Origin of the sequence: Aeromicrobium sp. SORGH_AS_0981, assembly GCF_031453195.1 — a bacterium.
In the GTDB taxonomy this organism is placed as follows: Bacteria; Actinomycetota; Actinomycetes; order Propionibacteriales; family Nocardioidaceae; genus Aeromicrobium.
This window is the reverse complement of the sequence record NZ_JAVIZD010000001.1, coordinates 3,587,720-3,609,613: the sequence shown is the minus strand read 5'-3', so window position 1 is coordinate 3,609,613 and position 21,894 is coordinate 3,587,720. Positions and strand designations below refer to the sequence as shown.

23 protein-coding genes are annotated in these 21,894 nt (G+C 72.2%); 11 read left to right on the top strand and 12 right to left on the bottom strand.

Annotated elements, in window-relative coordinates; translation table 11 throughout:
• Positions 1-94: 94 nt before the first annotated feature.
• Entirely contained in the window at positions 95-1,273 is a 1,179-nt protein-coding gene (locus tag QE370_RS17840) for an acyl-CoA dehydrogenase family protein (RefSeq protein ID WP_309635187.1), read from the top strand.
• A gap of 18 nt (positions 1,274-1,291) precedes the next feature.
• On the opposite strand, the gene QE370_RS17835 is transcribed toward QE370_RS17840, so the two are convergent.
• The 5 genes from QE370_RS17835 to QE370_RS17815 all read right to left on the bottom strand — a co-directional run bounded on the left by QE370_RS17835 (position 1,292) and on the right by QE370_RS17815 (position 4,822).
• The gene (locus QE370_RS17835; protein WP_253027232.1) at positions 1,292-1,504 is read right to left on the bottom strand and encodes a hypothetical protein; all 213 of its coding nucleotides are present in this window, start codon (positions 1,502-1,504) and stop codon (positions 1,292-1,294) included.
• Between the two features lie 54 nt (positions 1,505-1,558).
• On the bottom strand, positions 1,559-2,158 hold the full coding sequence (locus QE370_RS17830) for a nucleoside triphosphate pyrophosphatase (protein ID WP_309635186.1): 600 nt from the start codon (positions 2,156-2,158) through the stop codon (positions 1,559-1,561).
• A gap of 144 nt (positions 2,159-2,302) precedes the next feature.
• Entirely contained in the window at positions 2,303-2,950 is a 648-nt protein-coding gene (locus QE370_RS17825; protein ID WP_309635185.1) for a hypothetical protein, read from the bottom strand.
• A gap of 10 nt (positions 2,951-2,960) precedes the next feature.
• On the bottom strand, positions 2,961-3,230 hold the full coding sequence (locus tag QE370_RS17820; protein ID WP_309635184.1) for an acyl-CoA carboxylase subunit epsilon: 270 nt from the start codon (positions 3,228-3,230) through the stop codon (positions 2,961-2,963).
• Positions 3,230-4,822, bottom strand: a complete 1,593-nt coding sequence (locus tag QE370_RS17815; protein WP_253026260.1) for an acyl-CoA carboxylase subunit beta — start codon at positions 4,820-4,822, stop codon at positions 3,230-3,232. Before QE370_RS17815 ends, QE370_RS17820 begins: the two co-directional genes overlap by 1 nt.
• Before the next feature lie 51 nt (positions 4,823-4,873).
• Here QE370_RS17815 and QE370_RS17810 point away from each other — a divergent pair, with 51 nt between their 5' ends.
• The 5 genes from QE370_RS17810 (at position 4,874) to purE (ending at position 9,683) form a co-directional block, all read left to right on the top strand.
• On the top strand, positions 4,874-5,719 hold the full coding sequence (locus tag QE370_RS17810) for a biotin--[acetyl-CoA-carboxylase] ligase (protein WP_309635183.1): 846 nt from the start codon (positions 4,874-4,876) through the stop codon (positions 5,717-5,719).
• Between the two features lie 73 nt (positions 5,720-5,792).
• Positions 5,793-6,299 carry a PH domain-containing protein gene (locus QE370_RS17805; protein ID WP_253026256.1) on the top strand — a complete coding sequence of 169 codons (507 nt, stop codon included), beginning with the start codon at positions 5,793-5,795 and terminating at the stop codon, positions 6,297-6,299.
• Positions 6,286-7,293, top strand: a complete 1,008-nt coding sequence (locus QE370_RS17800) for an adenylate/guanylate cyclase domain-containing protein (protein ID WP_253026254.1) — start codon at positions 6,286-6,288, stop codon at positions 7,291-7,293. Before QE370_RS17805 ends, QE370_RS17800 begins: the two co-directional genes overlap by 14 nt.
• 31 nt (positions 7,294-7,324) lie before the next feature.
• Positions 7,325-8,470: a 5-(carboxyamino)imidazole ribonucleotide synthase gene (locus QE370_RS17795; protein WP_309635182.1), complete on the top strand. Its 1,146-nt coding sequence runs from the start codon at positions 7,325-7,327 to the stop codon at positions 8,468-8,470.
• Between the two features lie 718 nt (positions 8,471-9,188).
• Positions 9,189-9,683 (top strand): 5-(carboxyamino)imidazole ribonucleotide mutase, encoded by a 495-nt coding sequence (purE, locus tag QE370_RS17790; RefSeq protein WP_309635181.1) that lies wholly within the window; start codon positions 9,189-9,191, stop codon positions 9,681-9,683.
• 52 nt (positions 9,684-9,735) lie between these two features.
• On the opposite strand, the gene QE370_RS17785 is transcribed toward purE, so the two are convergent.
• The 3 genes from QE370_RS17785 to QE370_RS17775 all read right to left on the bottom strand — a co-directional run bounded on the left by QE370_RS17785 (position 9,736) and on the right by QE370_RS17775 (position 12,695).
• The gene (locus tag QE370_RS17785) at positions 9,736-11,253 is read right to left on the bottom strand and encodes a malate:quinone oxidoreductase (RefSeq protein WP_309635180.1); all 1,518 of its coding nucleotides are present in this window, start codon (positions 11,251-11,253) and stop codon (positions 9,736-9,738) included.
• Positions 11,254-11,416: 163 nt separating this feature from the next.
• Entirely contained in the window at positions 11,417-12,046 is a 630-nt protein-coding gene (locus QE370_RS17780; protein ID WP_309635179.1) for an MSMEG_1061 family FMN-dependent PPOX-type flavoprotein, read from the bottom strand.
• Between the two features lie 58 nt (positions 12,047-12,104).
• Complete coding sequence (locus tag QE370_RS17775) at positions 12,105-12,695, bottom strand: hypothetical protein (protein ID WP_309635178.1); 591 nt, start codon at positions 12,693-12,695, stop codon at positions 12,105-12,107.
• A gap of 131 nt (positions 12,696-12,826) precedes the next feature.
• Between QE370_RS17775 and QE370_RS17770 the strand changes: the two genes are divergently transcribed.
• Both QE370_RS17770 and QE370_RS17765 read left to right on the top strand, forming a co-directional pair.
• On the top strand, positions 12,827-13,978 hold the full coding sequence (locus QE370_RS17770; protein WP_309635281.1) for an acyl-CoA dehydrogenase family protein: 1,152 nt from the start codon (positions 12,827-12,829) through the stop codon (positions 13,976-13,978).
• A 72-nt stretch (positions 13,979-14,050) separates the two neighbouring features.
• Positions 14,051-14,602, top strand: a complete 552-nt coding sequence (locus QE370_RS17765; protein WP_309635177.1) for a flavin reductase family protein — start codon at positions 14,051-14,053, stop codon at positions 14,600-14,602.
• 25 nt (positions 14,603-14,627) lie between these two features.
• Here the strand turns inward: QE370_RS17765 and QE370_RS17760 are convergent, their stop codons facing one another.
• Positions 14,628-15,773, bottom strand: a complete 1,146-nt coding sequence (locus QE370_RS17760; protein WP_309635176.1) for an LCP family protein — start codon at positions 15,771-15,773, stop codon at positions 14,628-14,630.
• A gap of 187 nt (positions 15,774-15,960) precedes the next feature.
• On the opposite strand from QE370_RS17760, the gene QE370_RS17755 reads away from it, so the two are divergent.
• Both QE370_RS17755 and QE370_RS17750 read left to right on the top strand, forming a co-directional pair.
• Positions 15,961-17,460, top strand: a complete 1,500-nt coding sequence (locus QE370_RS17755) for an LCP family protein (protein ID WP_309635175.1) — start codon at positions 15,961-15,963, stop codon at positions 17,458-17,460.
• A 77-nt stretch (positions 17,461-17,537) separates the two neighbouring features.
• The gene (locus QE370_RS17750; RefSeq protein WP_309635174.1) at positions 17,538-19,040 is read left to right on the top strand and encodes an LCP family protein; all 1,503 of its coding nucleotides are present in this window, start codon (positions 17,538-17,540) and stop codon (positions 19,038-19,040) included.
• Between the two features lie 12 nt (positions 19,041-19,052).
• Here QE370_RS17750 and QE370_RS17745 read toward each other — a convergent pair whose 3' ends face one another.
• From QE370_RS17745 to QE370_RS17735, 3 genes are all read right to left on the bottom strand, one after another.
• Positions 19,053-19,847, bottom strand: a complete 795-nt coding sequence (locus QE370_RS17745; RefSeq protein ID WP_309635173.1) for an ABC transporter ATP-binding protein — start codon at positions 19,845-19,847, stop codon at positions 19,053-19,055.
• Positions 19,831-20,688 carry an ABC transporter permease gene (locus QE370_RS17740; RefSeq protein WP_309635172.1) on the bottom strand — a complete coding sequence of 286 codons (858 nt, stop codon included), beginning with the start codon at positions 20,686-20,688 and terminating at the stop codon, positions 19,831-19,833. Before QE370_RS17740 ends, QE370_RS17745 begins: the two co-directional genes overlap by 17 nt.
• 92 nt (positions 20,689-20,780) lie before the next feature.
• Positions 20,781-21,452: a TIGR03089 family protein gene (locus tag QE370_RS17735; RefSeq protein ID WP_309635171.1), complete on the bottom strand. Its 672-nt coding sequence runs from the start codon at positions 21,450-21,452 to the stop codon at positions 20,781-20,783.
• A gap of 154 nt (positions 21,453-21,606) precedes the next feature.
• Between QE370_RS17735 and QE370_RS17730 the strand changes: the two genes are divergently transcribed.
• Complete coding sequence (locus QE370_RS17730; protein WP_067855452.1) at positions 21,607-21,861, top strand: WhiB family transcriptional regulator; 255 nt, start codon at positions 21,607-21,609, stop codon at positions 21,859-21,861.
• Positions 21,862-21,894 lie beyond the last annotated feature (33 nt).

Sequence of the window (21,894 nt, the reverse complement as noted above, 5' to 3'; positions counted from 1 at the left end):
CGCGGCCACGGCCGGATGAGGTACGTCACGCCGGTGTCGCGGCGTCCTTCCGCACAGGTTAACGACCGTTAACCGGCGGTGCTAGGCTCGCGCCATGGTCGCCGCATCGATGACAGGTCTCTCCCGCGAGCACGAGGACTTCCGCCGTACCGTCCGGGAGTTCGCCGAGGCCGAGATCGCGCCGCACGTGGCGCAGTGGGACCGCGACCACCACTTCCCGGTCGACGTCGTGCGCGCCATGGGCGACCTCGGGCTGTTCGGCCTGACGGCACCGGAGGCGGTCGGCGGGGCCGACGGCGACTTCACGAGCCTGTGCGTCGCGATCGAGGAGCTGGGCCGGGTCGACCAGTCGATGGGCATCACGCTCCAGGCGGGGGTCGGTCTCGGGATCAACCCGATCGTCGCCTACGGCACGCCCGAGCAGCAGGAGCGCTGGCTGCCCGACCTCGTGGCCGGGCGCACGCTCGCCGGGTTCGGGCTCACGGAGCCCGGTGCCGGGTCCGACGCCGGCGCCACGCGCACGCGGGCCGTGCTCGACGGCGACACCTGGGTGGTCGACGGCTCGAAGCAGTTCATCACGAACTCCGGCAACGAGCTGACGTCCGTCGTCACGGTCACCGCCCGCACGGGGGAGCGCCCCGACGGACGACCCGAGATCTCGGCGATCATGCTCCCGGCCGGGACGCCGGGCTTCGTCGCCGAGCCGGCCTACGACAAGCTCGGCTGGCACATCTCCGACACCCACCCGCTGACCTTCACGCAGGCCCGCGTGCCGGCCGACCACCTGCTGGGGGAGCGGGGACGCGGCTACGCGCAGTTCCTGGCCACCCTCGACGACGGACGCATCGCGATCTCCGCGCTGTCGGTGGGCTGCCTGCAGGCCTGCCTGGACCTGTGTGTCCAGTACGCGGGCGAGCGGCAGACGTTCGGCGTGCCGATCGGGGCGAAGCAGGGCGTCGCGTTCCAGGTGGCCGACCTCGCCGTGCTGCTCGAGGGGGCGCGCGCCCTCACCTACCGGGCAGCCGGTCTGAAGGACGCCGGGGCGCCGTACGCGGTCGTCAAGCAGGCCGCCTCCGTGGCCAAGCTCCACTCGACGGAGGCGGCGGTCACCGGCACGCGGATCGCCACGCAGGTGTTCGGCGGGTACGGGTTCATGGAGGAGTACCCGGTGGCGCGCTTCTACCGCGACGCGAAGATCCTGGAGATCGGCGAGGGCACGAGCGAGGTGCAGCGCATGCTCATCGCGCGCGGACTGGGTCTGCCCGTCGAGTGACGGCGTGCTGCGGCCGCGTCAGAGGGTGACGAGCGCGCGGCAGGGCAGCGGCACGTGCCGCACCTGGTCGCCGAAGTCGACCTGGGCCGAGCGGGTGCCCTGCAGGCTGACGATGCGTCCGAGGCCCCAGGTGTCGTGGCTGACGCGCGCGTCGACCTCGTAGACCTCGTCCGGCACCTCCGCCGGACGCTGGAAGGGGCTGGATGCGTGGTAGCGGCGCGAGGTGGGCATCATCCATGGTCCCACGTGCCGACCCCGTCCAGGACCGGATCGGGCGAGCCGCTCTCAGTCGAGCGGCCGGTTCCAGAGGTCGGTCCAGACGACGTCGAGGTCGGCGACGAGGTCGCGCAGCAGCGGCAGGCTGATCCCGACCACGCAGTGGTGGTCGCCCTCGATGCCACGGACGAAGGCACCGCCAAGGCCGTCGATCGTGAAGGCACCGGCGACGTGCAGGGGCTCGCCGGTGGCCACGTAGGCGTCGATCTCGGCGTCGCTGACGTCGGCGAAGTGCACCACCGTCGACGCGCTGTCGACGACCTCGCGCCCGCTGCGGCGCACGCAGTGCCCGGTGTGCAGCACGCCCGACCGTCCGCGCAGACGCCGCCAGCGGGCCCGCGCGGTGTCGGCGTCGCCCGGCTTGCCCAGGATCTCGCCCTCGAAGGCCAGCACGGAGTCGCATCCCACGACGAGCGCGTCAGGGTCGTCGACGCCGGACGCGACCGCGCGGCACTTGAGCTGGGCGAGCGCTGCCGCGAGGTTGGCGGCGTCGTGCGTCGTCACCTGCGACTCATCGACCCCGGAGACGACCACCTCCGGCTCGATGCCCGCGGCCCGTAGCGTCGCGAGCCGGGCGGGGGACTGGGAGGCCAGGACCATGCGCACCATGCCCCCATCGTGGCAGGCCCGACGCCCGCCCCCCATCGGTGGATGCGCAACATCAGCGCCGCGACGGGGCGGCATCGGTGGCTGGGGGACGTCTGCAGCCCCCCTGTGGTTGCCGGTCCACCGATGACGGTGAGGGGGCGCCGGTCAGGCGGGGGGAGGAGAGCCGTACGTGGCGGGCTCGGCGCGCAGGTCGGGGTGGGCGAGCACGGCGTCGACCAGGCCCCGGGACCCACCGACGGTGAACCACGACGGGTCGACGTCGGAGGCGATGCACCAGGCGTGGTCGGCAGGCCACGTGAACGACGCCTGCGGCAGGTCGGCGGGCCAGCCGGGACGCGGGGGTCGGGCGCCCCAGTCGCCGACGTCGGCGACCGTGCCGGTGAACAGCAGGTACGCGCGCTCGCCCGCGAGGTCGGCGCGCGGCGCGTCGAGCACCGGACGGTCGAAGGCCGGCGCGACCGCGAGCGGCGGCGGCTGGCGGAACAGGCGCCCGAACAGGCGGTGCGGGTCCATCTCGGCGTAGATCCTCCCGCCGCCCTCCAGCTCGCCCCACCCCTCCCACAGGGCGAACCAGCAGCGCTCCGGCGTCGTGGTGTGCTCGGCGGCGAGGCGGGTCACGAGCGCCACGACGTCCGGGTCGGGACGGTAGGGGTCGGCGTCCTCGCCGTCGAAGTGGACCGTGGCGTACGCGTCGAGACCCGGCGGCCCCTGGGTGGCCAGCACCGGCCACGGCCCGTCGGCGCGCACGACCCAGTCCGCCACGGACAGGGCGGTCTCGTGGCGCAGGGTCATGCGGCGGCCGTCAGGCCCAGGCGGAGCGTCGCCAGGCGTCCGGCCCGACGCGCAGCGGCGTGCGGGCCGCGCGGGAGGGGTGGCCCCACTCGCTGCGGGGCTTCGGGCCCGCGGCGTCCGCCGCCGCGTGCGCCGCGGCGGCGTTGCGCGCCGCGACGACGGCCACCAGGGCGGCAAGCTCCTCGGGCGTCAGGTCGCCGCGGACCACCCGCAGCACCGGCTTGGCCGGCGCCGCGGTGGTCTCGGTGCCCTCGTCCTGGGGCGTCGTCTCGCCGGCCATCACAGCGGGATGTTCCCGTGCTTCTTGGGCGGCAGCGTCTCGCGCTTCGTGCGCAGCAGGCGCAGGGCCTTCACGACCTCCGCGCGGGTCTGCGAGGGCTCGATGACGCCGTCGATGTAGCCGCGCTCGGCCGCCACGTACGGGTTGCAGAGCGTGTCCTCGTACTCGGTCATCAGCTCGGCGCGCTTGGCGTCGGGGTCGTCGGCCGCCGCCACCTCGCGGCGGTAGAGGATGTTGACCGCGCCGGACGCGCCGACCACGGCGATCTGGCCGGTGGGCCACGACAGGTTGACGTCGGCGCCGAGGTGCTTGGAGCCCATGACGTCGTAGGCGCCGCCGTAGGCCTTGCGCGTGATGATCGTGACGAGCGGGACGGTGGCCTCGGCGTAGGCGTAGATCAGCTTCGCGCCGCGGCGGATGATGCCGTTCCACTCCTGCTCCGTGCCGGGCAGGAAGCCGGGAACGTCGACGAACGTCAGCACCGGGATGTTGAAGGCGTCGCAGGTGCGCACGAAGCGCGCGGCCTTCTCGGACGCGTCGATGTCGAGGCAGCCGGCGAGCTGCATGGGCTGGTTGCCCACGACGCCGACCGCGCGGCCCTCGACGCGGCCGTAGCCGATGACGAGGTTCGGGGCGAACAGCGGCTGGACCTCGAGGAAGTCGCCGTCGTCGAGGACGGCCTCCATGACGGTGCGGATGTCGTACGGCTGGTTGGCCGAGTCGGGGATGAGCGTGTCGAGCGCCAGGTCGGTCTCGGTCGGCTCGAGGTCGGCGACCTCGTCGTAGACGGGTGCCTCCTCCATGTTGTTCTGCGGGAGGAAGGAGATGAGCGCCTTCACGTACTCGATCGCGTCCTCCTCGTCGGAGGCGAGGTAGTGGGCGTTGCCGCTGCGCGTGTTGTGAGTGCGCGCGCCGCCCAGCTCCTCCATCGTGACGTCCTCGCCGGTGACCGTCTTGATGATGTCCGGGCCGGTGATGAACATGTTCGACTTCTCGTCGACCATGATCGTGAAGTCGGTGACGGCGGGGGAGTACACGTGGCCGCCGGCGCACGTGCCCATGATCATCGAGATCTGCGGGATGACGCCCGACGCGTGCACGTTGCGCGTGAAGATCTCGCCGTAGAGGCCGAGCGAGACGACACCCTCCTGGATGCGGGCGCCGGCACCCTCGTTGATGCCGATGATCGGGCAGCCCGTCTTGATGGCGAGGTCCATGACCTTCGTGATCTTCTCGCCGTACACCTCGCCGAGGCTGCCGCCGAAGACGGAGAAGTCCTGGCTGAAGACGCACACCTGGCGGCCGTCGATCGTGCCGTAGCCGGTGATGACGCCGTCGCCGAGCGGGCGGTTCTTCTCGAGGCCGAACTTGGTGGAGCGGTGACGCGCGAGGGCGTCGAGCTCGACGAACGAGCCCTCGTCGAAGAGCTGCTCGATGCGCTCGCGGGCGCTCTGACGACCCTTGGCGTGCTGCTTCTCCGCGGCACGCTCGGCGACCTCGACGGTGGCCTCGTGACGGCGTCGCCGGAAGTCCTCCAGCTTGCCCGCGGTCGTGTGCAGCTCCGGACGCTCTTCGATCTCTGCTTCGCTCACGAGGGTCAGAGTAGCGAGGGACGGCCTTCTGCGTTGTGTGAGGCTTGCCGCATGGACGCCTCGACCTCCGCCCCGACACCTGCCTCGGCTGCCGGCACGCCGACCCCCGACCGGCCGCCCCTCGACGTCGAGGAGCTGCGGCGTGCCCTCCTCGTCGGCGGCGGGCTGTGGACCGCGGTCGAGGTGTCGAGCACCACCGCGAGCACCAACGCCGACGTGGTCGCCGCCGTCGCCCAGGGTGCGCCCGAGGGTCTCGTGGTCACCACCGAGCACCAGACGGCCGGGCGCGGGCGGCTCGACCGACGCTGGGAGGCACCCCCGCGCTCGGGCCTGGTGGTCTCCGTCCTGCTGCGCCCCGACGCCGTCGCGCTGCCGCAGTGGACGTGGCTCCCGCTGCTGGCGGGCATCGCCGTCGACCTCACGGCCCGCGACTGCGGGGTCGCGTCGGGCCTGAAGTGGCCCAACGACGTGCTGGTCGACGGTCGCAAGCTCTGCGGGATCCTCGTGGAGCGCGCGGAGGGACCCGCCGGCGCCGCCGCCGTGCTCGGCATCGGTCTCAACCTGACCCTGACGCAGGAGGAGCTGCCCGTGCCGACGGCCACGTCGTTCGCGCTCGCGGGCGCGGCCACCACCGACCGCGGCGTCGTGCTGCAGATCCTGCTCGGCCACCTGGAGCGTCTCTACCGGCGCTGGGTCGCCGGTGCCGGCGACCCGACCCTGCTGCGCGCCGACTACCTCGAGCGCTGCGTCACGCTCGGCTCCACGGTGCAGGTGGACCTGCCCGACGGCTCCGTGCTGCGGGGACGTGCCGACGACGTCGACCCGCTGGGGCGTCTGGTGGTCGCCGGACGTGCGATCAGCGCCGGCGACGTCACGCACGTGCGGCCCGCGCCCTGAGCAGCCGGGGACCCGCGCGCCTGGGCGCCGTGATCCCTCCCGGTGCCCGGGCCCGCCGTGGGAGGATTCGGGCATGGCGCTCTCCCGCAAGTTCATGATGGACGGCGAACAGGTCGTCACCACGACGCGCACCCACGTCAAGGTCCTGTTCGTCCCGCTGGTCATCCTGCTCGCCGTCGCGTTCGCGGGCAGCTTCCTCGCGGCCAGGGCGGGCGGTTCCGGCGACGGCTACGTCCGGTGGGCCGTCGTGGCGGTCGCGGTCGTCGTCGTGCTGTGGGGGAGCGTGCTGCCGTTCCTGCGCTGGCTGTCGTGGACCTACAGCCTCACCACGCAGCGCCTCGTCGAGCAGAAGGGCATCCTCACGCGCGAGGGTCGGGTCATCCCGCTCAGCCGGATCAACGACGTCTCCTACGAGAAGAACCTCAACGACCGGATCCTCGGCTGCGGCACGCTCATCATCCACAACGCGAGCGAGGAGGCCGGGCTGGAGCTGCGCGACATCCCGCACGTCGAGTCCTTCCACCGCCAGGTCAGCGACCTGGTGTTCGCCGCGCACCGGGGGAGCGATGAGTCGGTCTGACCTGCGGGACGAGCTCGCGCGGCTGATCCTGCACGAGGGGATGGACCTCACCGGCGAGCAGGTCGCCGAGCAGGCGGGGCTCGACCTCGACCGCGCGGAGCGGCTCTGGCGCTCGCTCGGCTTCGCCGACAGCGGCGACGTCCCCGCCTACGGCGAGCACGACGTCGCGGCCGCGCGCCTCGCCGCCGCCGCGTTCGACGAGGGACTGCTCGAGGAGCGGACCATCTTCCGCATGACGCGGGCGCTCGGCCAGACGCTCGCCCGACTCGCGGACTGGGAGGTGCAGACGATCGTCGACCAGGTCGAGGCCGACGTCGACGCCGGTCGCGCGAGCAGCCGGCTCGAGAGCGCGGTCGCGATCGCCGAGCACGTCGCCCCCGGCTTCGACCGGCTGCTGCTCTACGCGTGGCGGCGTCACCTCGCGGCGGCGGCCGGCCGCCTCGAGGCGCTCGGCGCGGTCGACGCGGAGCTGCTGTCGACCACCATGAGCATCGGCTTCGCCGACCTCTCCCGCTTCACGGCCATGACCAACACGCTGAGCGACGTGCGCCTCGGCGAGCTGGTCGAGAACTTCGAGACCCGGTGCACCGACGTCGTCACGTCGCGGGACGGTCGCGTCATCAAGGCGCTCGGCGACGCCGTCCTCTTCGTCAATCCCGACCCGCGCGAGGCGACGCTCACCGCCCTGGAGCTGGTGGCGAACATCGGGTCGCGCGACGACCTGCCCGACGTCCGCGTCGGCCTGGCGACCGGCTCGGTCATCAGCCGGCTGGGCGACGTGTTCGGTCCTCCGGTCAACCTCGCCGCGCGGCTCTCGCACGTCGCCCGCAGCAACCGGGTCCTCGTCGACGACGCCACGGCGGCCGACCTGACCGACGAGGAGTTCGAGATGCGGACCCTGCCACCGCGGCCGCTGCGCGGGTTCGGCAACGTCTCGCCGATCACCGTCAGCCGGCGGCGCGCGTTCCGGCCCCGCACCGTCAGGCGCTGGTAGCACCGCGACCGGCGGTCGATATCCTGCGGGCATGCCGCTGACACCGCACCTCGCCGTCGTCGGGGGCGGCCAGCTCGCCCGCATGATGCAGGTCCCGGCCGTCGCGCTGGGCCTGCGGATCCGGCTGCTGGCCGAGGGGCCCGACGTCTCCGCCGCCCAGGTCGTCCCCGACCACCTCGTCGGCGACCACACCGACCTCGACGACCTGCGCGCCGTCTGCGCCGGCAGCCCGGTCGTCACGTTCGACCACGAGCACGTCCCGCCGGAGCACCTGCGGGCGCTCGAGGCCGAGGGCCACGCGCCGCGACCCGGGCCCGACGCCCTGCTCTACGCGCAGGACAAGGGCGAGATGCGCGTGCGGCTGAGCGTCCTCGGGCTGCCGTGCCCGCTGTTCCTGCTCCTGCCCGGTGACGTCGAGGAGGCGCTCGAGGAGCTCGAGGACTTCGGCTACCCGGCCGTGCTCAAGACGACCCGCGGCGGGTACGACGGCAAGGGCGTGTGGGTGGTGCGCAGCGCCGACGACGCGTCCGAGGTCCTCGCCACGGCGTTCGCCGAGGGACGGGAGATCCTGGCCGAGGAGCTCGTCGACTTCCGCCGCGAGCTCAGTGCCCAGGTGGCCCGCACTCCGTCCGGCGACGTCGTCGCCTACCCCGTCGTGCAGTCGACCCAGGTCGACGGCATCTGCAAGGAGGTCGTCGCACCGGCCCCCGACCTCGACCCTGCGCTCGCGCAGGAGGCCACCGACGTCGCCGTCCGGGTGGCGGAGCAGCTCGGCGTCACCGGCATGCTCGCCGTCGAGCTGTTCGAGACCGCCGACGGACGCGTGCTCGTCAACGAGCTGGCGATGCGGCCGCACAACACCGGCCACTGGAGCATCGACGGTGCCGCCACCAGCCAGTTCGAGAACCACCTGCGCGCCGTGCTCGACCTGCCCCTCGGACCCACGACCCCGCACCACGCCTGGACCGTCATGGTCAACGTGCTCGGCGGCGCCGTCCAGGACCTCGAGGCCCAGGAGGCCGTCGTGCTCGCCGCCGTCCCGCACGCCAAGGTGCACCTCTACGGCAAGGGCGTGAAGCCCGGACGCAAGGTCGGGCACGTCACCGTCACCGGCGACGACCTCGAGGAGGTCCTGGCCGACGCCCGCCGCGCCGGGGCCCTGCTGCAGGACGGCTGAGCCCTCCGGTCCCGGGCGGGGACGTCTCCGCGGTGCGGGAGTCGTCGAGGGTGCGCGGTGGGTTCTCTACCTGTGCTGCTTGCGGTCGTCGTGACCTCGCTGCTGGGCTGCCGCAGGGGGGGGGGCTGGGTTTGCTGGTGCGCTGCTGCAGTGAGTCTGTACTTGCCGCTGCGCTGCCTCGGCATTCGCTGGGGGCGGCCTCCGCAAGGGCCTCGACCGGCAGCGGGCCCGGGGCTGGCTTCGGGTCTCGGGGTCTGGTCTGGTCCGCCCTCGACGCACGATTCTTCGTTTCTGCGTTCTTGACCCACCGTTCTGCGTTGGCGCGTCCTATCGGTGGACCTGCACCCGCAGAAGCGCTTCTGCGGTTGCAGATCCACCGATAGTGGGCTGTCGGCGCGAAAGTCTCTGCGTTTGTGTCGCCCTGGCGACACGAACGCAGAAAGTTCCGTCTCCCCACCCCTGCACCAGCCCGCAGCCCGAGACCCCAGACCAGCGCCGTCGCCAACCGCCCGGTCGAGGCCCTTGCGGAGACCAGACCCAGCGAAGGCCGAGGCAGCGCACCAGCACGACGAGACCCCCTGCGGCAGCGCAGCACCGAGCCCAGGCCCTCCGCGGCAGCGCAGCAGCAGGACAAGACCGACGGAACACGCACCGCGCGGCCCGTTCGCTGGAGAAGTCACCTCGTGGGGGGAGGAGGCCCGACGGTAGGGTCGGCGGCATGAGCGCTCAGCCCCGCGTGGGCATCGTCATGGGGTCGGACTCGGACTGGCCGGTCATGGAGGCCGCGGCCCTCGCCTGCCAGGAGATGGGGATCGCCTACGAGGCCGACGTGGTCTCGGCGCACCGCATGCCCGACGAGATGCTGGCCTACGGGCGCGACGCCCACACCCGTGGCCTCGAGGTGGTCGTGGCCGGTGCCGGAGGCGCTGCGCACCTGCCCGGCATGCTGGCGGCCGTCACACCGCTGCCCGTCATCGGCGTGCCGGTGCCCCTGAAGTACCTCGACGGCATGGACTCGTTGCTGTCGATCGTCCAGATGCCCGCCGGCGTGCCCGTCGCGACCGTCTCCATCGGCAACGCGCGCAACGCCGGCCTGCTCGCCGCCCGCATCCTCGCGGTCGGCGACCCCGAGCTCACGCAGCGCGTGCTCGACTTCCAGGACGCGCTCGCGGAGGCCGCCCGCGCCAAGGGCGCCGCCATCCGCGACCGCTGACCCTGCTCGGTCCCCACGCCTCGGGACGAGACCTGGGGACCGCCGGAGAGGCTCAGGCCGGGGTGAGACCCAGCGAGCGGTCCGTCCAGGTCTTCAGGTCCGAGTAGAGCGTCGGGTTGTCGCCCAGGGACACCCCGTACGACGGCACGATCTCCTTCAGCTGCGGGCGCCAGCCGTCGATCTGGCCGGGGAAGCAGCGCTCGAGAACGTCGAGCATGGCCGCGACCGCGGTCGAGGCGCCCGGCGACGCACCCAGCAGGCCCGCGATGGTGCCGTCGGAGGCGTTGACGACCGTGGTGCCGAACTCCAGCGAGCCGCCGAAGCGACCCTTCTTGCGCACGACCTGGACGCGCTGGCCGGCCGTGATCAGCTCCCAGTCGCCCTCCTCGGCGAGCGGGGCGAAGACCTGCAGGTCCTGGACCTTGCGACCGCGCGACTTCGCGAGCTCGAGCACCAGGTACTTGATGAGGCCCCACGACGTCACGCCGACGGCGGCCATGGGCATCAGGTTGTGCGGGCGCACCGACAGCGGGAGGTCGGTGAAGGAGCCCTCCTTGAGGAACTTCGGCGTCCAGCCGGCGTACGGACCGAACAGCAGCGAGCGCTGTCCGCCGATCACGCGCGTGTCGAGGTGCGGCACCGACATCGGCGGCGCACCGACCGCGGCCATGCCGTAGACCTTCGCCTCGTGCTTGGCGGTCACCGTCTCGTCGAGGCAGCGGATGAACTCGCCGCTGACGGGGAAGCCGGCGAAGCCCTTGATCTCCTCGATGCCCGCTTTCTGCAGCAGCTGGATGGCTCCACCGCCGGCGCCGACGAAGACGAACTTCGCGGAGATCCAGATCGTGCGGCCGTCGTCGAGGTCCTTGACCTTGACGCGCCACGTGCCGTCGGTGTCGCGCTTGAGGTTCTTCACCTGGTGGCGGTAGCGGATGTCCGCGCCCTGGGTCGTCAGGTTGCCGAGCAGCTGCGCGGTGAGCGAGCCGAAGTCGACGTCGGTGCCGTGGTCGGTCCAGCTGACCGCGACGTCCTCGGACGGGTCGCGCCCCTCGGCCATCAGCGGGAGGCGGCGGGCGAACTCGTCGTGGTCGTGCACCCACTCCAGGCCCGCGAACAGCGGGTGGCCGGCGAGGGCGTCGTAGCGCTTGCGCAGGTAGTCGACGTTCTCCGTGCCGCGCACGAAGCTGACGTGGGGGACGGGGTTGATGAAGGACGACGGGTCCTTGAGCAGCCCGTTGTCGACCCCGTGGGCCCAGAACTGGCGCGAGAGCTGGAACTGCTCGTTGACCGTGACGGCCTTCGAGACGTCGACGCCGCCGTCGGCGGTCTGCGGCGTGTAGTTGAGCTCGCACAGCGCGGAGTGGCCGGTGCCGGCGTTGTTCCACGGGCCGGAGCTCTCCAGGCCGGGCTGGTCCAGTCGCTCCAGCAGCGTCATCGACCAGTCGGGCTGCAGCGACTTCAGCAGCGAGCCGAGCGTGGCGCTCATGATCCCGGCGCCCACGAGGAGCACGTCGGTCGTGATGCGCTCCGGGGTGGCGGACGGGCGGGTGGCGGGGGTGGGCGAGTTCAACGCAAGGTCTCCTGGTGTCAGGGGCACCGACGTGGTCGACGTCTGCAGCGCCTTCCAGGGTCTCTCGTACCGGGGGTACGGGGCGAGTCGAAACGGTGTGACATGGTCGTCATCGGGTGTGATCTTCGTCGCTCGTGCCGTGCCGCAGGGTGCGGTGACGACGTCAGTAGAGCTGCGCCTGGTAGCCCGGACCCTCGTAGTAGGCGCGGACCTCCTCGAGCGTCTGGTCCGAGCGCTCGAGCGCGTGGGTGATCTGGGAGCGCGACGGCACGGCGTCGGGGTGCCAGGTGTCCGGCTCCCAGAGGTGGGAGCGCAGGAACGCCTTCGAGCAGTGGAAGAACACCTGCTCGACGCTGACCTCGCAGACCAGCACCGGCCGGTGCCCGCGCACGACGAGGGCGTCGACGTAGGCCGGCGGGTCGTCGTCGGTGCGCAGCAGTCGGGCGGTGCCGTTGACGCGCAGCGTGTCGCCGCGTCCGGGCACGACCGACAGCAGCCCGACGTGCGGGTTCGCGAGCACGTTCACGTACCCGTCGGCCCGGCGGTTCCCGGGTCGCTCCGCGATCGCCAGGGTCTGCTCGTCGACGACGTGCACCAACGATCCGGCGGGGTCGCCCTTGGGCGAGACGTCGCACGTGCCGTCGGCGCCCGCGGTCGCGAGCAGGCAGAACGGCGACGCCTCCAGCCAGGCGACGTGCTCGGGGTGGAGCCGCTGGCGGTCCTTCGCGGCGGCCCGAGGCATCGGTGTGCCGAGGACGGCGCGCAGCTCGTCGACGTCGTGGATGCGTCCCATGCGGGCCACCCTAGGACGGCGGGGGGCCGGGTCGGGCCGCTCGGGCGGCTCGGCGGGCTCAGTGGTCGCGGATGAAGGACGTGACGCGGGTGAGCGTGGGCGTGCGGGGCGCCGAGCCGAAGCCGAAGCGGACCGGCGGGTCGACGGGGGCAAGCGGGCCGAGGTCCTCGCCGTCCCAGGTGGTCGTCGCGGCCTCGACGCTCCACGCGTCGGAGGCGGCGTACCACTCCGTCCGGCCCTGGCCCGCGGTTCCGTGGGTGCGCACGCCCGGCATGACCCGCTGGGCGATCGGGTCGCAGAACCGGGCCCACGCCTCGAGCCGTCCGAGCGGCCCGGGCACGGCCTGCAGGAGCCACCCGATGGGCGCGCGCACGCCCGGGGTCCAGTGCGCCTCCAGTGGACCGGCGAGGATGCCCCACCCGTCGACCGCGACGGGCACCACCTGCACGTCGTCGAACGTGTAGGTGGCCGAGACGAGGTCGGCGATCCGCTCGTCCGGTGCGAGCAGGACGCGGTGGCCGTCGGGCCGCTCCACCATCGCGTCGGCGAAGGTGCCGTAGGGGCTGCGGTCCCAGATCCCCACGACGACGCGGGTGCCGCTCGCGGTGCCGAGGCCGGTGATGTGTCCGTCGAAGCGCTGGGTGGTCACCGCACCAGTGTGGGCGACCCCACCGGACCCGGCAGCCCGAGTCGTGGTGGTGCGACGTACGATTACTAGGTCGTCCAACTAAACATGAGCGTTGTCTCACCCAGGGATTCGGAGCTGTAGCCGTGACCGACATGTTCGTGCTGTCCGAGGAGCACCAGGCCATCCGCGAGGCCGTCCGCGCCGTCGCCGAGGCGAAGGTCGCGCCGTACGCCGCGCAGGTCGACGAGGAGGCCCGCTACCCGCGCGAGGCGCACGACGCGCTCGCCGCCGCGGACTTCCACGCCCCGCACGTGCCCGAGGAGTACGGGGGAGCCGGCGCCGACGCCCTCGCCACGGTCCTCGTCATCGAGGAGGTCGCGCGGGTCTGCGTCTCGAGCTCGCTGATCCCCGCCGTGAACAAGCTCGGCTCGCTGCCGGTCATCCTCGGTGGCGACGAGACCCTCAAGAAGAACTACCTGTCGCGGCTCGCGGCCGGCGAGGGCTTCAGCTACTGCCTCTCCGAGCCCGACGCGGGCTCCGACGCCGCCAACCAGAAGACCCGTGCCGTCCGCGACGGCGACCACTGGGTGCTCGACGGCACCAAGCGCTGGATCAGCAACGCCGGCGAGTCGGCGTTCTACACGGTCCTCGCCCAGGTCGACCCGGCCCAGCGCAGCAAGGGCATCACCGCGTTCGTCGTCGAGGCGACCGACGAGGGCGTCTCCTTCGGGGCGCCCGAGAGGAAGCTCGGCATCAAGGGCTCGCCCACCCGCGAGGTCTACCTCGACTCCGTGCGCATCCCTGAGGACCGCATCATCGGCGACGTCGGCCAGGGCTTCGCGCTCGCGATGCAGACGCTCGACCACACCCGCATCACGATCGCCGCTCAGGCGGTCGGCGTCGCGCAGGGCGCGCTCGACTACGCGCTCGGGTACGTGCAGGAGCGGCAGCAGTTCGGCAAGCCGATCAGCGACTTCCAGGGCGTGCAGTTCATGCTCGCCGACATGGGCATGAAGGTCGAGGCCGCCCGTCAGCTCACCTACGCGGCCGCCGGTCGCTCCGAGCGCGGCGACGACGACCTGACGTTCTTCGGTGCCGCCGCCAAGGCGTTCGCGTCCGACACCGCCATGCAGGTGACCCTCGACGCCGTGCAGCTGCTCGGCGGCTACGGGTACACGCGTGACTACCCCGTGGAGCGGATGATGCGCGACGCGAAGATCACCCAGATCTACGAGGGCACCAACCAGGTCCAGCGGATCGTCATGGCCCGACAGCTCCTCGCGGGCGTGCAGTCGACCCTCTGACCACGCGCGGACCAGATGGACGCGGCGTCCTCGATTGACCTCGAGTGCGCTCGAGGTCCTATCGTCGAGAGGGTGGACACGCGAGACGCAGCACGACGCCCGGACACCGACGACGACCGCCCGGCGGCCAGCAGCACCGACCGTGACGGTCGCGCGGAGCTGCTCAAGGCCGCGTTCCGACGGCACGCGACCGGCGTGGCCGTCGTGACGGCACTCGGACCGGACGGCCCCGTCGGGCTCACCGCCTCGAGCGTGGCCTCCGTGTCCGCCCACCCGCCGGCCCTCTCGTTCTCGGTGCTCACCAGCAGCCGGACCGCCCAGGTGGTCGCCGCCGCCGACGTGCTCGACGTGCACCTGCTGCCTGCCGACCTGGTCGACGTCGCCGACGCCTACGGGCGGTCGGCAGGGGAGCGCTTCACCCCGGCGCAGGGCTGGGTGGTCGACGAGCACGGGACGACGCTGCCGGGAGCCGTCGCGTCACTGCGCTGCGTGCCGATCACGACCGTCCCCGTGGGGGAGGCCGTGGTCGTCGTCGCCGAGGTGCGCGACGTGCGCCTCGGGCCCGTCGGGGAGCCGCTCGTCTACCACGACCGCACGTACCGCACGGTGGGTCGACAGGTCTGAGCCGCGCCCGACCCGGGCTCCGGCGTCAGCTCTTCGGCGGCAGCCCGTCAGGGGTGCAGAGCTTGCCGATGCTGCCCGTGCGGTCGGCGGCGATCAGGTCGAACAGCTGCTTGCTGCGCTCGGGGTCCCAGCGCACCGAGAAGTCCGCGAGCGGCACGGTGCAGCTCTGGCCGCCGTCGCCCATCGCCGAGCGCAGCCCGAGGGCGAACTTGAGCAACGCGTACGGGCCGGTGCCCTCGCCGATCTGCACGGCCGACGCGGCGCCGGTGTTCACGCCCCAGTAGCGGACGGGGTTGATGATCGTCCACGGCGACGCGGCCTTGCTGGCGATGCCCGCGATCACCTCGCGCTGGCTCTGCACGCGCTGGATGTCCTGCGTGGCGTAGCTGTGCCGGTTGCGGGAGTAGGCGAGGGCGGTCCTGCCGTCGGCCTCCTGGCACCCTGCCTTCACGTCCAGCCCGGAGTCGCGGTCCTTGATCGCCTCCTTCGGGCAGATCTCGACGCCGCCGAGGGCGTCGACGACCTTGACCAGTCCGCCGAACCCGATCTCGACGTAGTCGTCGACCCGGATTCCGGTGTTCTGCTCGACCGTCTGCGTCAGCAGGGCCGGGCCGCCGTAGGCGTAGGCGGCGTTGATCTTCGTGGTGCCGTAGCCCGGCACCTGCACCATCGAGTCGCGCGGGATGGAGACGAGCGTCGACGGTCCGGCGCCCGTGTGCAGCAGCATGATCGTGTCGGTGCGGCCCCGTCCGCCGCCGTCGCCGCCCGTCGCGAGCTCCCGCTGCTCCTGGGCGCTCAGGCCGGCACGACTGTCAGAGCCCACCAGCAGGAACGTCGTGCCGGGCTGCTCGCCGGGTCGGTCGCCCTCGGGCTCGAAGGGCACCTTCGTCGACGTCGAGTACGCGTACAGCGGCGTGCCCACGAGGAAGACGAGCCACGCCACGAGGAGCAGGAGCACCCATCGCGCCTTGCCGCGCCGTCGCCCGCCACCCGAGCGGTCACGTCCGCGCTCGGCCCGTCCGCCGCCCGGCGGCGGCAGGTTCGGCGGGGGCAGGTCGTCGCCCCGGCGTCGCGACGCCGCGGGCTGCTGCCGCGTGGGCGCCGGCTCCCCGCGTCCGCCGTCGGAACCGTAGAGCCAGTCGTAACGGTCCTCCGGACGCTCCTGTGCCATGGCACAGAACCTAGCCGAGCGGGGACCACGCACGACGTGTTCACGCCGATCCTCAGCCGAAAAGCAGTGACGGCTCGGGAAACGTGGATCGCTCGGCGCGCCCTCGACTCGAGGTCGAGACTTTGTGTGACCATCGTCGGGACCTGCTCGCCCTGCTCTTCCCCCTGGCAGCGACCCCGAGGACGACATGCACGACGACCGCCCGACCTCATCCCGTACCTCGACGACCCGGACCGCGTCCGAGCGCATCCAGCTGCGCCGGGCGCTGACGCTCACGCTGATGACGCTCGTCGTGCCCGGCTCGGCCCAGGTGGCGGCCGGGAACAAGCGGCTCGGCCGGGTGGCGCTGCGCGTGTGGATCGCCTGCCTCGTCGCCGGCGCGGTGCTCCTCTTCCTCGCGCTCTTCGCGCGCACCAGCCTCATGGGGCTCATGACCGACGCCCGCCTGCTGACCCTGCTGCGCTTCCTGCTGCTCGCCGGTGCCGTGTTCTGGGCGGTGCTCATCGTCGACGCCTGGCGGCTGGGCCAGCCGCTGCGGCTCGCGCGTCGCCACCGCCCGTGGGTCGCGGGCCTCAACGGCGCCCTGTGCCTGGTCACCGCCGGGGCGCTCGTGTTCGCGGCGCACCTCGTCAGCGTGAGCACCGGCGTGATCGACACCGTCTTCGCGGCCACCACCACGTCCAAGCCGGCCGACGGTCGCTACAACGTGCTGCTCATGGGCTCGGACTCCGGCGCCGACCGCACCGGCATGCGTCCGGACTCGCTCAACGTGGCCAGCATCGACGCCAAGACCGGCCGGACCGTGATCATCGGGCTGCCCCGCAACCTCGAGGACGTCCCGTTCCCGTCGGACTCCTTCATGAAGAAGGAGTTCCCGAAGACCTTCGACTGCGAGGGGTGCTACCTCAACGCCGTCAACACCTGGGCCGAGGACCACGCCCAGGAGCTCGGCGCGAAGAAGGTCGGCGAGCGCACGCCCGGCATCCAGGCGACCATCGACGCCGTCCAGGAGATCACCGGGCTGCGCATCAACTACTACGCCCTGGTCAACATGGCCGGTTTCGCCAAGCTCGTCGACGCCGTCGGCGGGGTCACGGTCGACGTCCAGGAGCGCACGCCGATGTTCGGCCACGACGACGCCTGGAAGCAGCAGTACGTGGAGGCCGGTCGGCGCAAGCTCAACGGCGAGCAGGCGCTCTGGTACGCCCGCAGCCGCGTGCTGAACAACGACTTCTCCCGCATGGGACGCCAGAAGTGCGTGATGACCGCGATGCTGCGCGAGCTCAGCCCGCGCAAGGTGCTGATGAACGTGGAGAAGATCGCCGACTCCAGCAAGACCCTGCTCGACACCGACATCCCGGCGCGCGACCTCAACGTGTTCATGGAGCTCGCGCTGAAGGCGAAGTCGCAGCCGGTCTCCTCGGTCTCGCTCGTCCCGCCCGTGATCTACACCGGCAACCCCGACTACGACAAGGTCCGCACGCTCATCAGCCGGGCCATCGCCACCTCCGAGGGACACGGCGGACGTCCGGCGACCGACGGCATCCTCGCCGCGTCGCTCACGACCCTGACGCCGCAGGCGCCTGCCGCGAGCTCGACCGCGACCTCGGCCGGGACCGGGACCGGCGCGCCGGCCAAGGACCCGACGCGGGCGAACCAGACCGACGACGTCGACGCGACCTGCTGAGTCGGCATGGTCGTCGGTACGGCTTGGACCCGTGGGGGATCATGGGTCTTCGCCAGGACCCCCAGCCGCGAGGAACCATGACCCGTCGTCGAGCGAAGGTGCTCAGCCCGAGCACCGACGAGCTTCCCCCCAGGGCCCGGTTCCGTCGAGCACTGCGTCTGTGCCTGCTGTCGGCCGTCGCGCCCGGGTCGGCACAGCTCGCGGTCGGCAACCGGTGGGTCGGCCGCGTCGCGGTCGGCCTCTACGCGGTCGGGCTCGTCGCCCTGGGCTGGCTGGCGCTGTCCTACCGCCACGACCGGGCGGGCCTGATCGGGCTGGTCACCGACCCTGACGTCCTCCAGGTGTTCCGCTTCGGCGTCGCCGCGGCCGCCGTCGCGTGGACGGCGCTGTTCGTCGACGCCTGGCGCCTGGCGCGACCACTGCAGCTGACCCGCGCGCGGGCCGCGGTCGTGCTCGTGGTCAACACGGCGCTCGTGGCCGGCGTGCTCGGCGTCGCGCTGTACGCGTCGCAGGTCAGCAACGCGGGCCGCCAGGCCGTCCAGCAGGTCTTCACCGCCACGTCCACGAGCCCGCCGCTGCAGGGCCGCTACAACATCCTGCTCATCGGCTCGGACTCCGGGAAGGGCCGCACGGGCATCCGACCGGACTCGATGACGGTCGTCAGCATCGACGCCTCGACCGGCAGCACGGTCCTCGTGTCGCTGCCGCGCAACCTCGAGGACGTGCCGTTCCGTGAGGGCTCGCCGATGCGCGAGCTGTTCCCGTACGGCTACAACTGCGGCTCGGAGTGCCTGCTCAACGCGGTGCACACCGAGGCCGAGAACCGCACCGACCTCTACCCGGGGGCCAAGGACCCGGGCCTGGAGGCGACGATCGACGCCGTCGAGGGCGTGACCGACCTGCCGATCAACTACTACGTGATGATCAACCTGCGCGGCTTCAGCTCCCTCGTCGACGCCGTCGGCGGGGTCGAGATCGACGTCCGGACGCGGCTGGCGATGTTCGGCCACGACGACCTCGACCAGCAGCGCTACATCGAGCCGGGCCTGCAGCGCCTCGACGGCAACGAGGCGCTCTGGTACGCGCGCAGCCGGGTCCAGTCCGACGACTTCACGCGCATGGGTCGCCAGAAGTGCCTCATGAGCGCCATGCTCGACCAGCTCAGCCCGCAGAAGGTGCTGCTGAACGCCACCGACCTCGCGAAGTCGAGCGCGCAGCTCATCTCCACGAACATGCCGTCGGAGGAGCTGGGCGAGTTCGCCGACCTCGCGCTCAAGGCGCGGTCGACGAAGATCCGCACCGTCTCGCTCGTGCCGCCGCTGATCTCGGTCGTCGACCCCGACTACACCCAGATCCACCGGCTGATCAAGGACGCCATCCGGGCCAGCGAGCGCGCGGGCGGAGCCTCGCCCAGCCCCAGTTCCAGCCCCAGCGCCGGAGCCTCGACGTCGACGCCGGGCGCGAGCCCGACGACGCCCACGCCGACGACGCCGTCGGTCCCGACGCCGAGCCCGACCGCCACGCCCGACGAGAGTGGCGCGCAGGCGAACAACGTCGAGGACCTCGCAGCAGCCTGCTGAGCGGGTCGGGGACTACGAGCTCGAGCGCGACCGCTCGTAGGCGTCGACGACCTCGTCCGTGGGGCCGTCCATGACCAGCACGCCGCGATCGATCCACAGCACCCGGTTGCAGGTGTCGCGGATCGAGCGCATGGAGTGGCTGACGAGGAACACGGTGCCCGCGTCGTCACGGATCGCGCGGATGCGGGCCTCGCTGCGCTCGCGGAAGGCCTGGTCGCCGACGGCCAGCGCCTCGTCGACGATGAGGATCTCGTGGTCGCGGGCCGTGGCGATGGCGAACTTCAGCCGTGCGGTCATGCCCGAGGAGTAGGTCCGCATCGGCAGGTCGATGAAGTCGCGGATGCCGGAGAAGTCGACGATCTCCTCGTACCTCGCCTCGATCTCGGCGCGGCTGAGCCCGAGGGCGAGACCGCCGAGGATGACGTTGCGCTCGCCCGACAGGTCCTTGATGAGCGCGGCGCCGACGCCCAGCATGCTGGGTCGCGACGCCGCGTGGATGCTGCCCTGCGACGTGGGCGTCAGGCCGGTGATGGCGCGCATGAGCGTCGACTTGCCCGAGCCGTTCGAGCCGATGACGCCGATGCTGTCGTTCTCGTAGGCCGTGAACGACACACCCTTAAGTGCGTGGACGGTCCGGGTCCCGCCGGTGCGCTGCAGCAGGCGGCGTCCGGTCTCCGCGGGCCCGGCGCGCTTGCCGGTGGAGAGCACCTTGTACTCCACGTGCACGTCGTCGACGACGACGACCGGGCGACGCGTCCCGGTGGTCCCCGCCTGGTCGTCGGGACGGGCGTCAGTCGGTCCGGCCATACCGCTCCTCCGCCGCCCAGAAGAAGATCGTGCCGAGGACGAGCACCGCCACGGACCACGCCGCGGCGTAGCCCCAGAAGTGCCACGGCATCGCGTAGTCGGGGCCGTCCAGCAGCACCGCCCGACCCAGCGAGAGGAACTCGTGGATCGGCTGCGCGTCGGCCACGGTCCGGAACGTCGTCCCCGGGTCGAAGCGCTGGTCGATGCTGTAGAAGATGCCCGAGGTGTAGAAGAACATCCGCGAGATGAACGGCAGCAGGTTGGTCAGGTCGCGGAAGTGCACGGTGAGCCGCGCCGTGATCAGCGCCAGGCCGGTGTTGAAGACCGTGAACAGCGCGACCAGGGGGACGAGCAGCAGCCACTCCAGGTCGGGGAGGTTGCCGTAGCCGATGGCGAAGGCCGCCATGACACCGACCATCGGCACGAACTGCAGGAACCGCTCGGCCACCAGGGCCAGGGGCAGCGCCATGCGTGGGAAGGCCAGGCTCTGCACGAGCGCCGCGTTGGTCGTGATCGACTTCGCCCCGGTCGAGAAGGAGGTCGAGAAGTACTCGAACATCAGGACGCCGATGACGAGGAACGCGACGAAGTCCTCGACACCGCGGCTGGTCTGGAGCACGAACCCGAACACGAGCCCGTAGACGCCGGCGTTGAGCAGCGGTCGCAGGACCACCCACGCCATGCCGAGCCGGTTCCGCCCGTTGTCGGCCTCGATCCGGAACCGCGCCAGCGCCTGGATGAACTCACGGTGGCGCAGGACGTCGGCGAGGTAGGCGCCGAGGGGCGGGCGGCCGCCGACCTTGGTGAGCCCGGGGACGGCGGAGGGCGGGCTGGTGTTCACGCGCTGTCGGCTCATCCGGGCGGAGGGCCTTCCTGTGGTCTGGCAGCGGGGAGGGGACCTGCGAGCGGCCGTCGAAAGTGTAGAGGATCCGCTCAGGCGACGATCTCGGCGCGCTCCTGCTCCGCCACGCGGGCCAGCACGTCGTCGTCGGCTCCGGCGACGACCACGACCGAGCCCCCGCCGCGCAGGGCCGAGACGAGCCGTCGCACGTCGCGGTCGAGCGACCCCGGCCGCACCGCCAGGCGCCGCGGGTCGGGCGGGCAGGCGGCGAGGAGGGCGGCGTGGTCGAGCGCGCCCGTGGCCTCGAGGTCGACGGCGGGGGAGGAGGGCGTCGGCGGGTCGAGCGGCACGAAGACGTCGGGCTGGCCCGGCACGACCGTGGCGAGGTCGACGAAGCCGACGGGCGGCTCGACGAACCGCCCCCCGAGTGGCCGCAACGACGCCGCCAGGCGGACGGGCTCGTCGCCCTGGAGCTCCGGGCCGCTCACGCCGACCGCCGCGTCGTGCTCCACGACGACCGCGCCGACGCTCCAGCACGACAGGAGCCAGACGAAGCGCAGCCAGTGCGTCGGCAGGCCCACGCGCACCCGCGTCCCCGGCTCGACGTCGAGCTCGTCGACCAGCAGGGACGACGTCTTCGCGACCCAGTTGGCCGTCGTGGTGGCGCTGAGCTCCACGCGTTCGCCGGTGCCACGGTCGTCCCAGGTGAGGAGGGGGCGGCCGGGCTCGCGCACGGCGGGGAGCAGGTCGGCGAGAGTCGTCACCGTGCCATCCTCCCAGGGTCCCGAGCGGCCGACCGCCCCGTCCCGCCCCTGGCGAGCCGTCCGGACCCCTGCCGCGCGGCGCGACACGCCGGAGACGGCGCGGATCGTGCAATTCGGCTTGACGTATGGCAGCGCCAGGCGTGTAATTACGGACATGTCATTCGATCTGGGTCTGCCACTGTCCCCCGAAGAGGAGCTCATGTGGCAGGAGCGTGCGCTCTGTGCCCAGACCGACCCGGAGGCCTTCTTCCCCGAGAAGGGCGGGTCCACGCGCGAGGCGAAGCGGGTCTGCCTCACGTGCGACGTGCGCGGCGAGTGCCTCGACTACGCCCTCGCGCACGACGAGCGGTTCGGCATCTGGGGCGGTCTCTCCGAGCGCGAGCGACGCAAGCTGAAGAAGCGCGCCTGAGCCGCCCCGCCGGGACGGCGGCCCCTTTCGCGC

What these genes read in the sequence shown, in the direction of transcription:
- QE370_RS17840 (WP_309635187.1), top strand. Translation starts at nt 95, where the DNA reads ATGGTCGCCGCATCGATGACAGGTCTCTCCCGCGAGCACGAGGACTTC.
- QE370_RS17835 (WP_253027232.1), bottom strand. Translation starts at nt 1,504, where the DNA reads ATGCCCACCTCGCGCCGCTACCACGCATCCAGCCCCTTCCAGCGTCCG.
- QE370_RS17830 (WP_309635186.1), bottom strand. Translation starts at nt 2,158, where the DNA reads ATGGTGCGCATGGTCCTGGCCTCCCAGTCCCCCGCCCGGCTCGCGACG.
- QE370_RS17825 (WP_309635185.1), bottom strand. Translation starts at nt 2,950, where the DNA reads ATGACCCTGCGCCACGAGACCGCCCTGTCCGTGGCGGACTGGGTCGTG.
- QE370_RS17820 (WP_309635184.1), bottom strand. Translation starts at nt 3,230, where the DNA reads ATGGCCGGCGAGACGACGCCCCAGGACGAGGGCACCGAGACCACCGCG.
- QE370_RS17810 (WP_309635183.1), top strand. Translation starts at nt 4,874, where the DNA reads ATGGACGCCTCGACCTCCGCCCCGACACCTGCCTCGGCTGCCGGCACG.
- QE370_RS17805 (WP_253026256.1), top strand. Translation starts at nt 5,793, where the DNA reads ATGGCGCTCTCCCGCAAGTTCATGATGGACGGCGAACAGGTCGTCACC.
- QE370_RS17800 (WP_253026254.1), top strand. Translation starts at nt 6,286, where the DNA reads ATGAGTCGGTCTGACCTGCGGGACGAGCTCGCGCGGCTGATCCTGCAC.
- QE370_RS17795 (WP_309635182.1), top strand. Translation starts at nt 7,325, where the DNA reads ATGCCGCTGACACCGCACCTCGCCGTCGTCGGGGGCGGCCAGCTCGCC.
- purE (WP_309635181.1), top strand. Translation starts at nt 9,189, where the DNA reads ATGAGCGCTCAGCCCCGCGTGGGCATCGTCATGGGGTCGGACTCGGAC.
- QE370_RS17780 (WP_309635179.1), bottom strand. Translation starts at nt 12,046, where the DNA reads ATGGGACGCATCCACGACGTCGACGAGCTGCGCGCCGTCCTCGGCACA.
- QE370_RS17770 (WP_309635281.1), top strand. Translation starts at nt 12,827, where the DNA reads ATGTTCGTGCTGTCCGAGGAGCACCAGGCCATCCGCGAGGCCGTCCGC.
- QE370_RS17760 (WP_309635176.1), bottom strand. Translation starts at nt 15,773, where the DNA reads ATGGCACAGGAGCGTCCGGAGGACCGTTACGACTGGCTCTACGGTTCC.
- QE370_RS17755 (WP_309635175.1), top strand. Translation starts at nt 15,961, where the DNA reads ATGCACGACGACCGCCCGACCTCATCCCGTACCTCGACGACCCGGACC.
- QE370_RS17750 (WP_309635174.1), top strand. Translation starts at nt 17,538, where the DNA reads ATGACCCGTCGTCGAGCGAAGGTGCTCAGCCCGAGCACCGACGAGCTT.
- QE370_RS17745 (WP_309635173.1), bottom strand. Translation starts at nt 19,847, where the DNA reads ATGGCCGGACCGACTGACGCCCGTCCCGACGACCAGGCGGGGACCACC.
- QE370_RS17730 (WP_067855452.1), top strand. Translation starts at nt 21,607, where the DNA reads ATGTCATTCGATCTGGGTCTGCCACTGTCCCCCGAAGAGGAGCTCATG.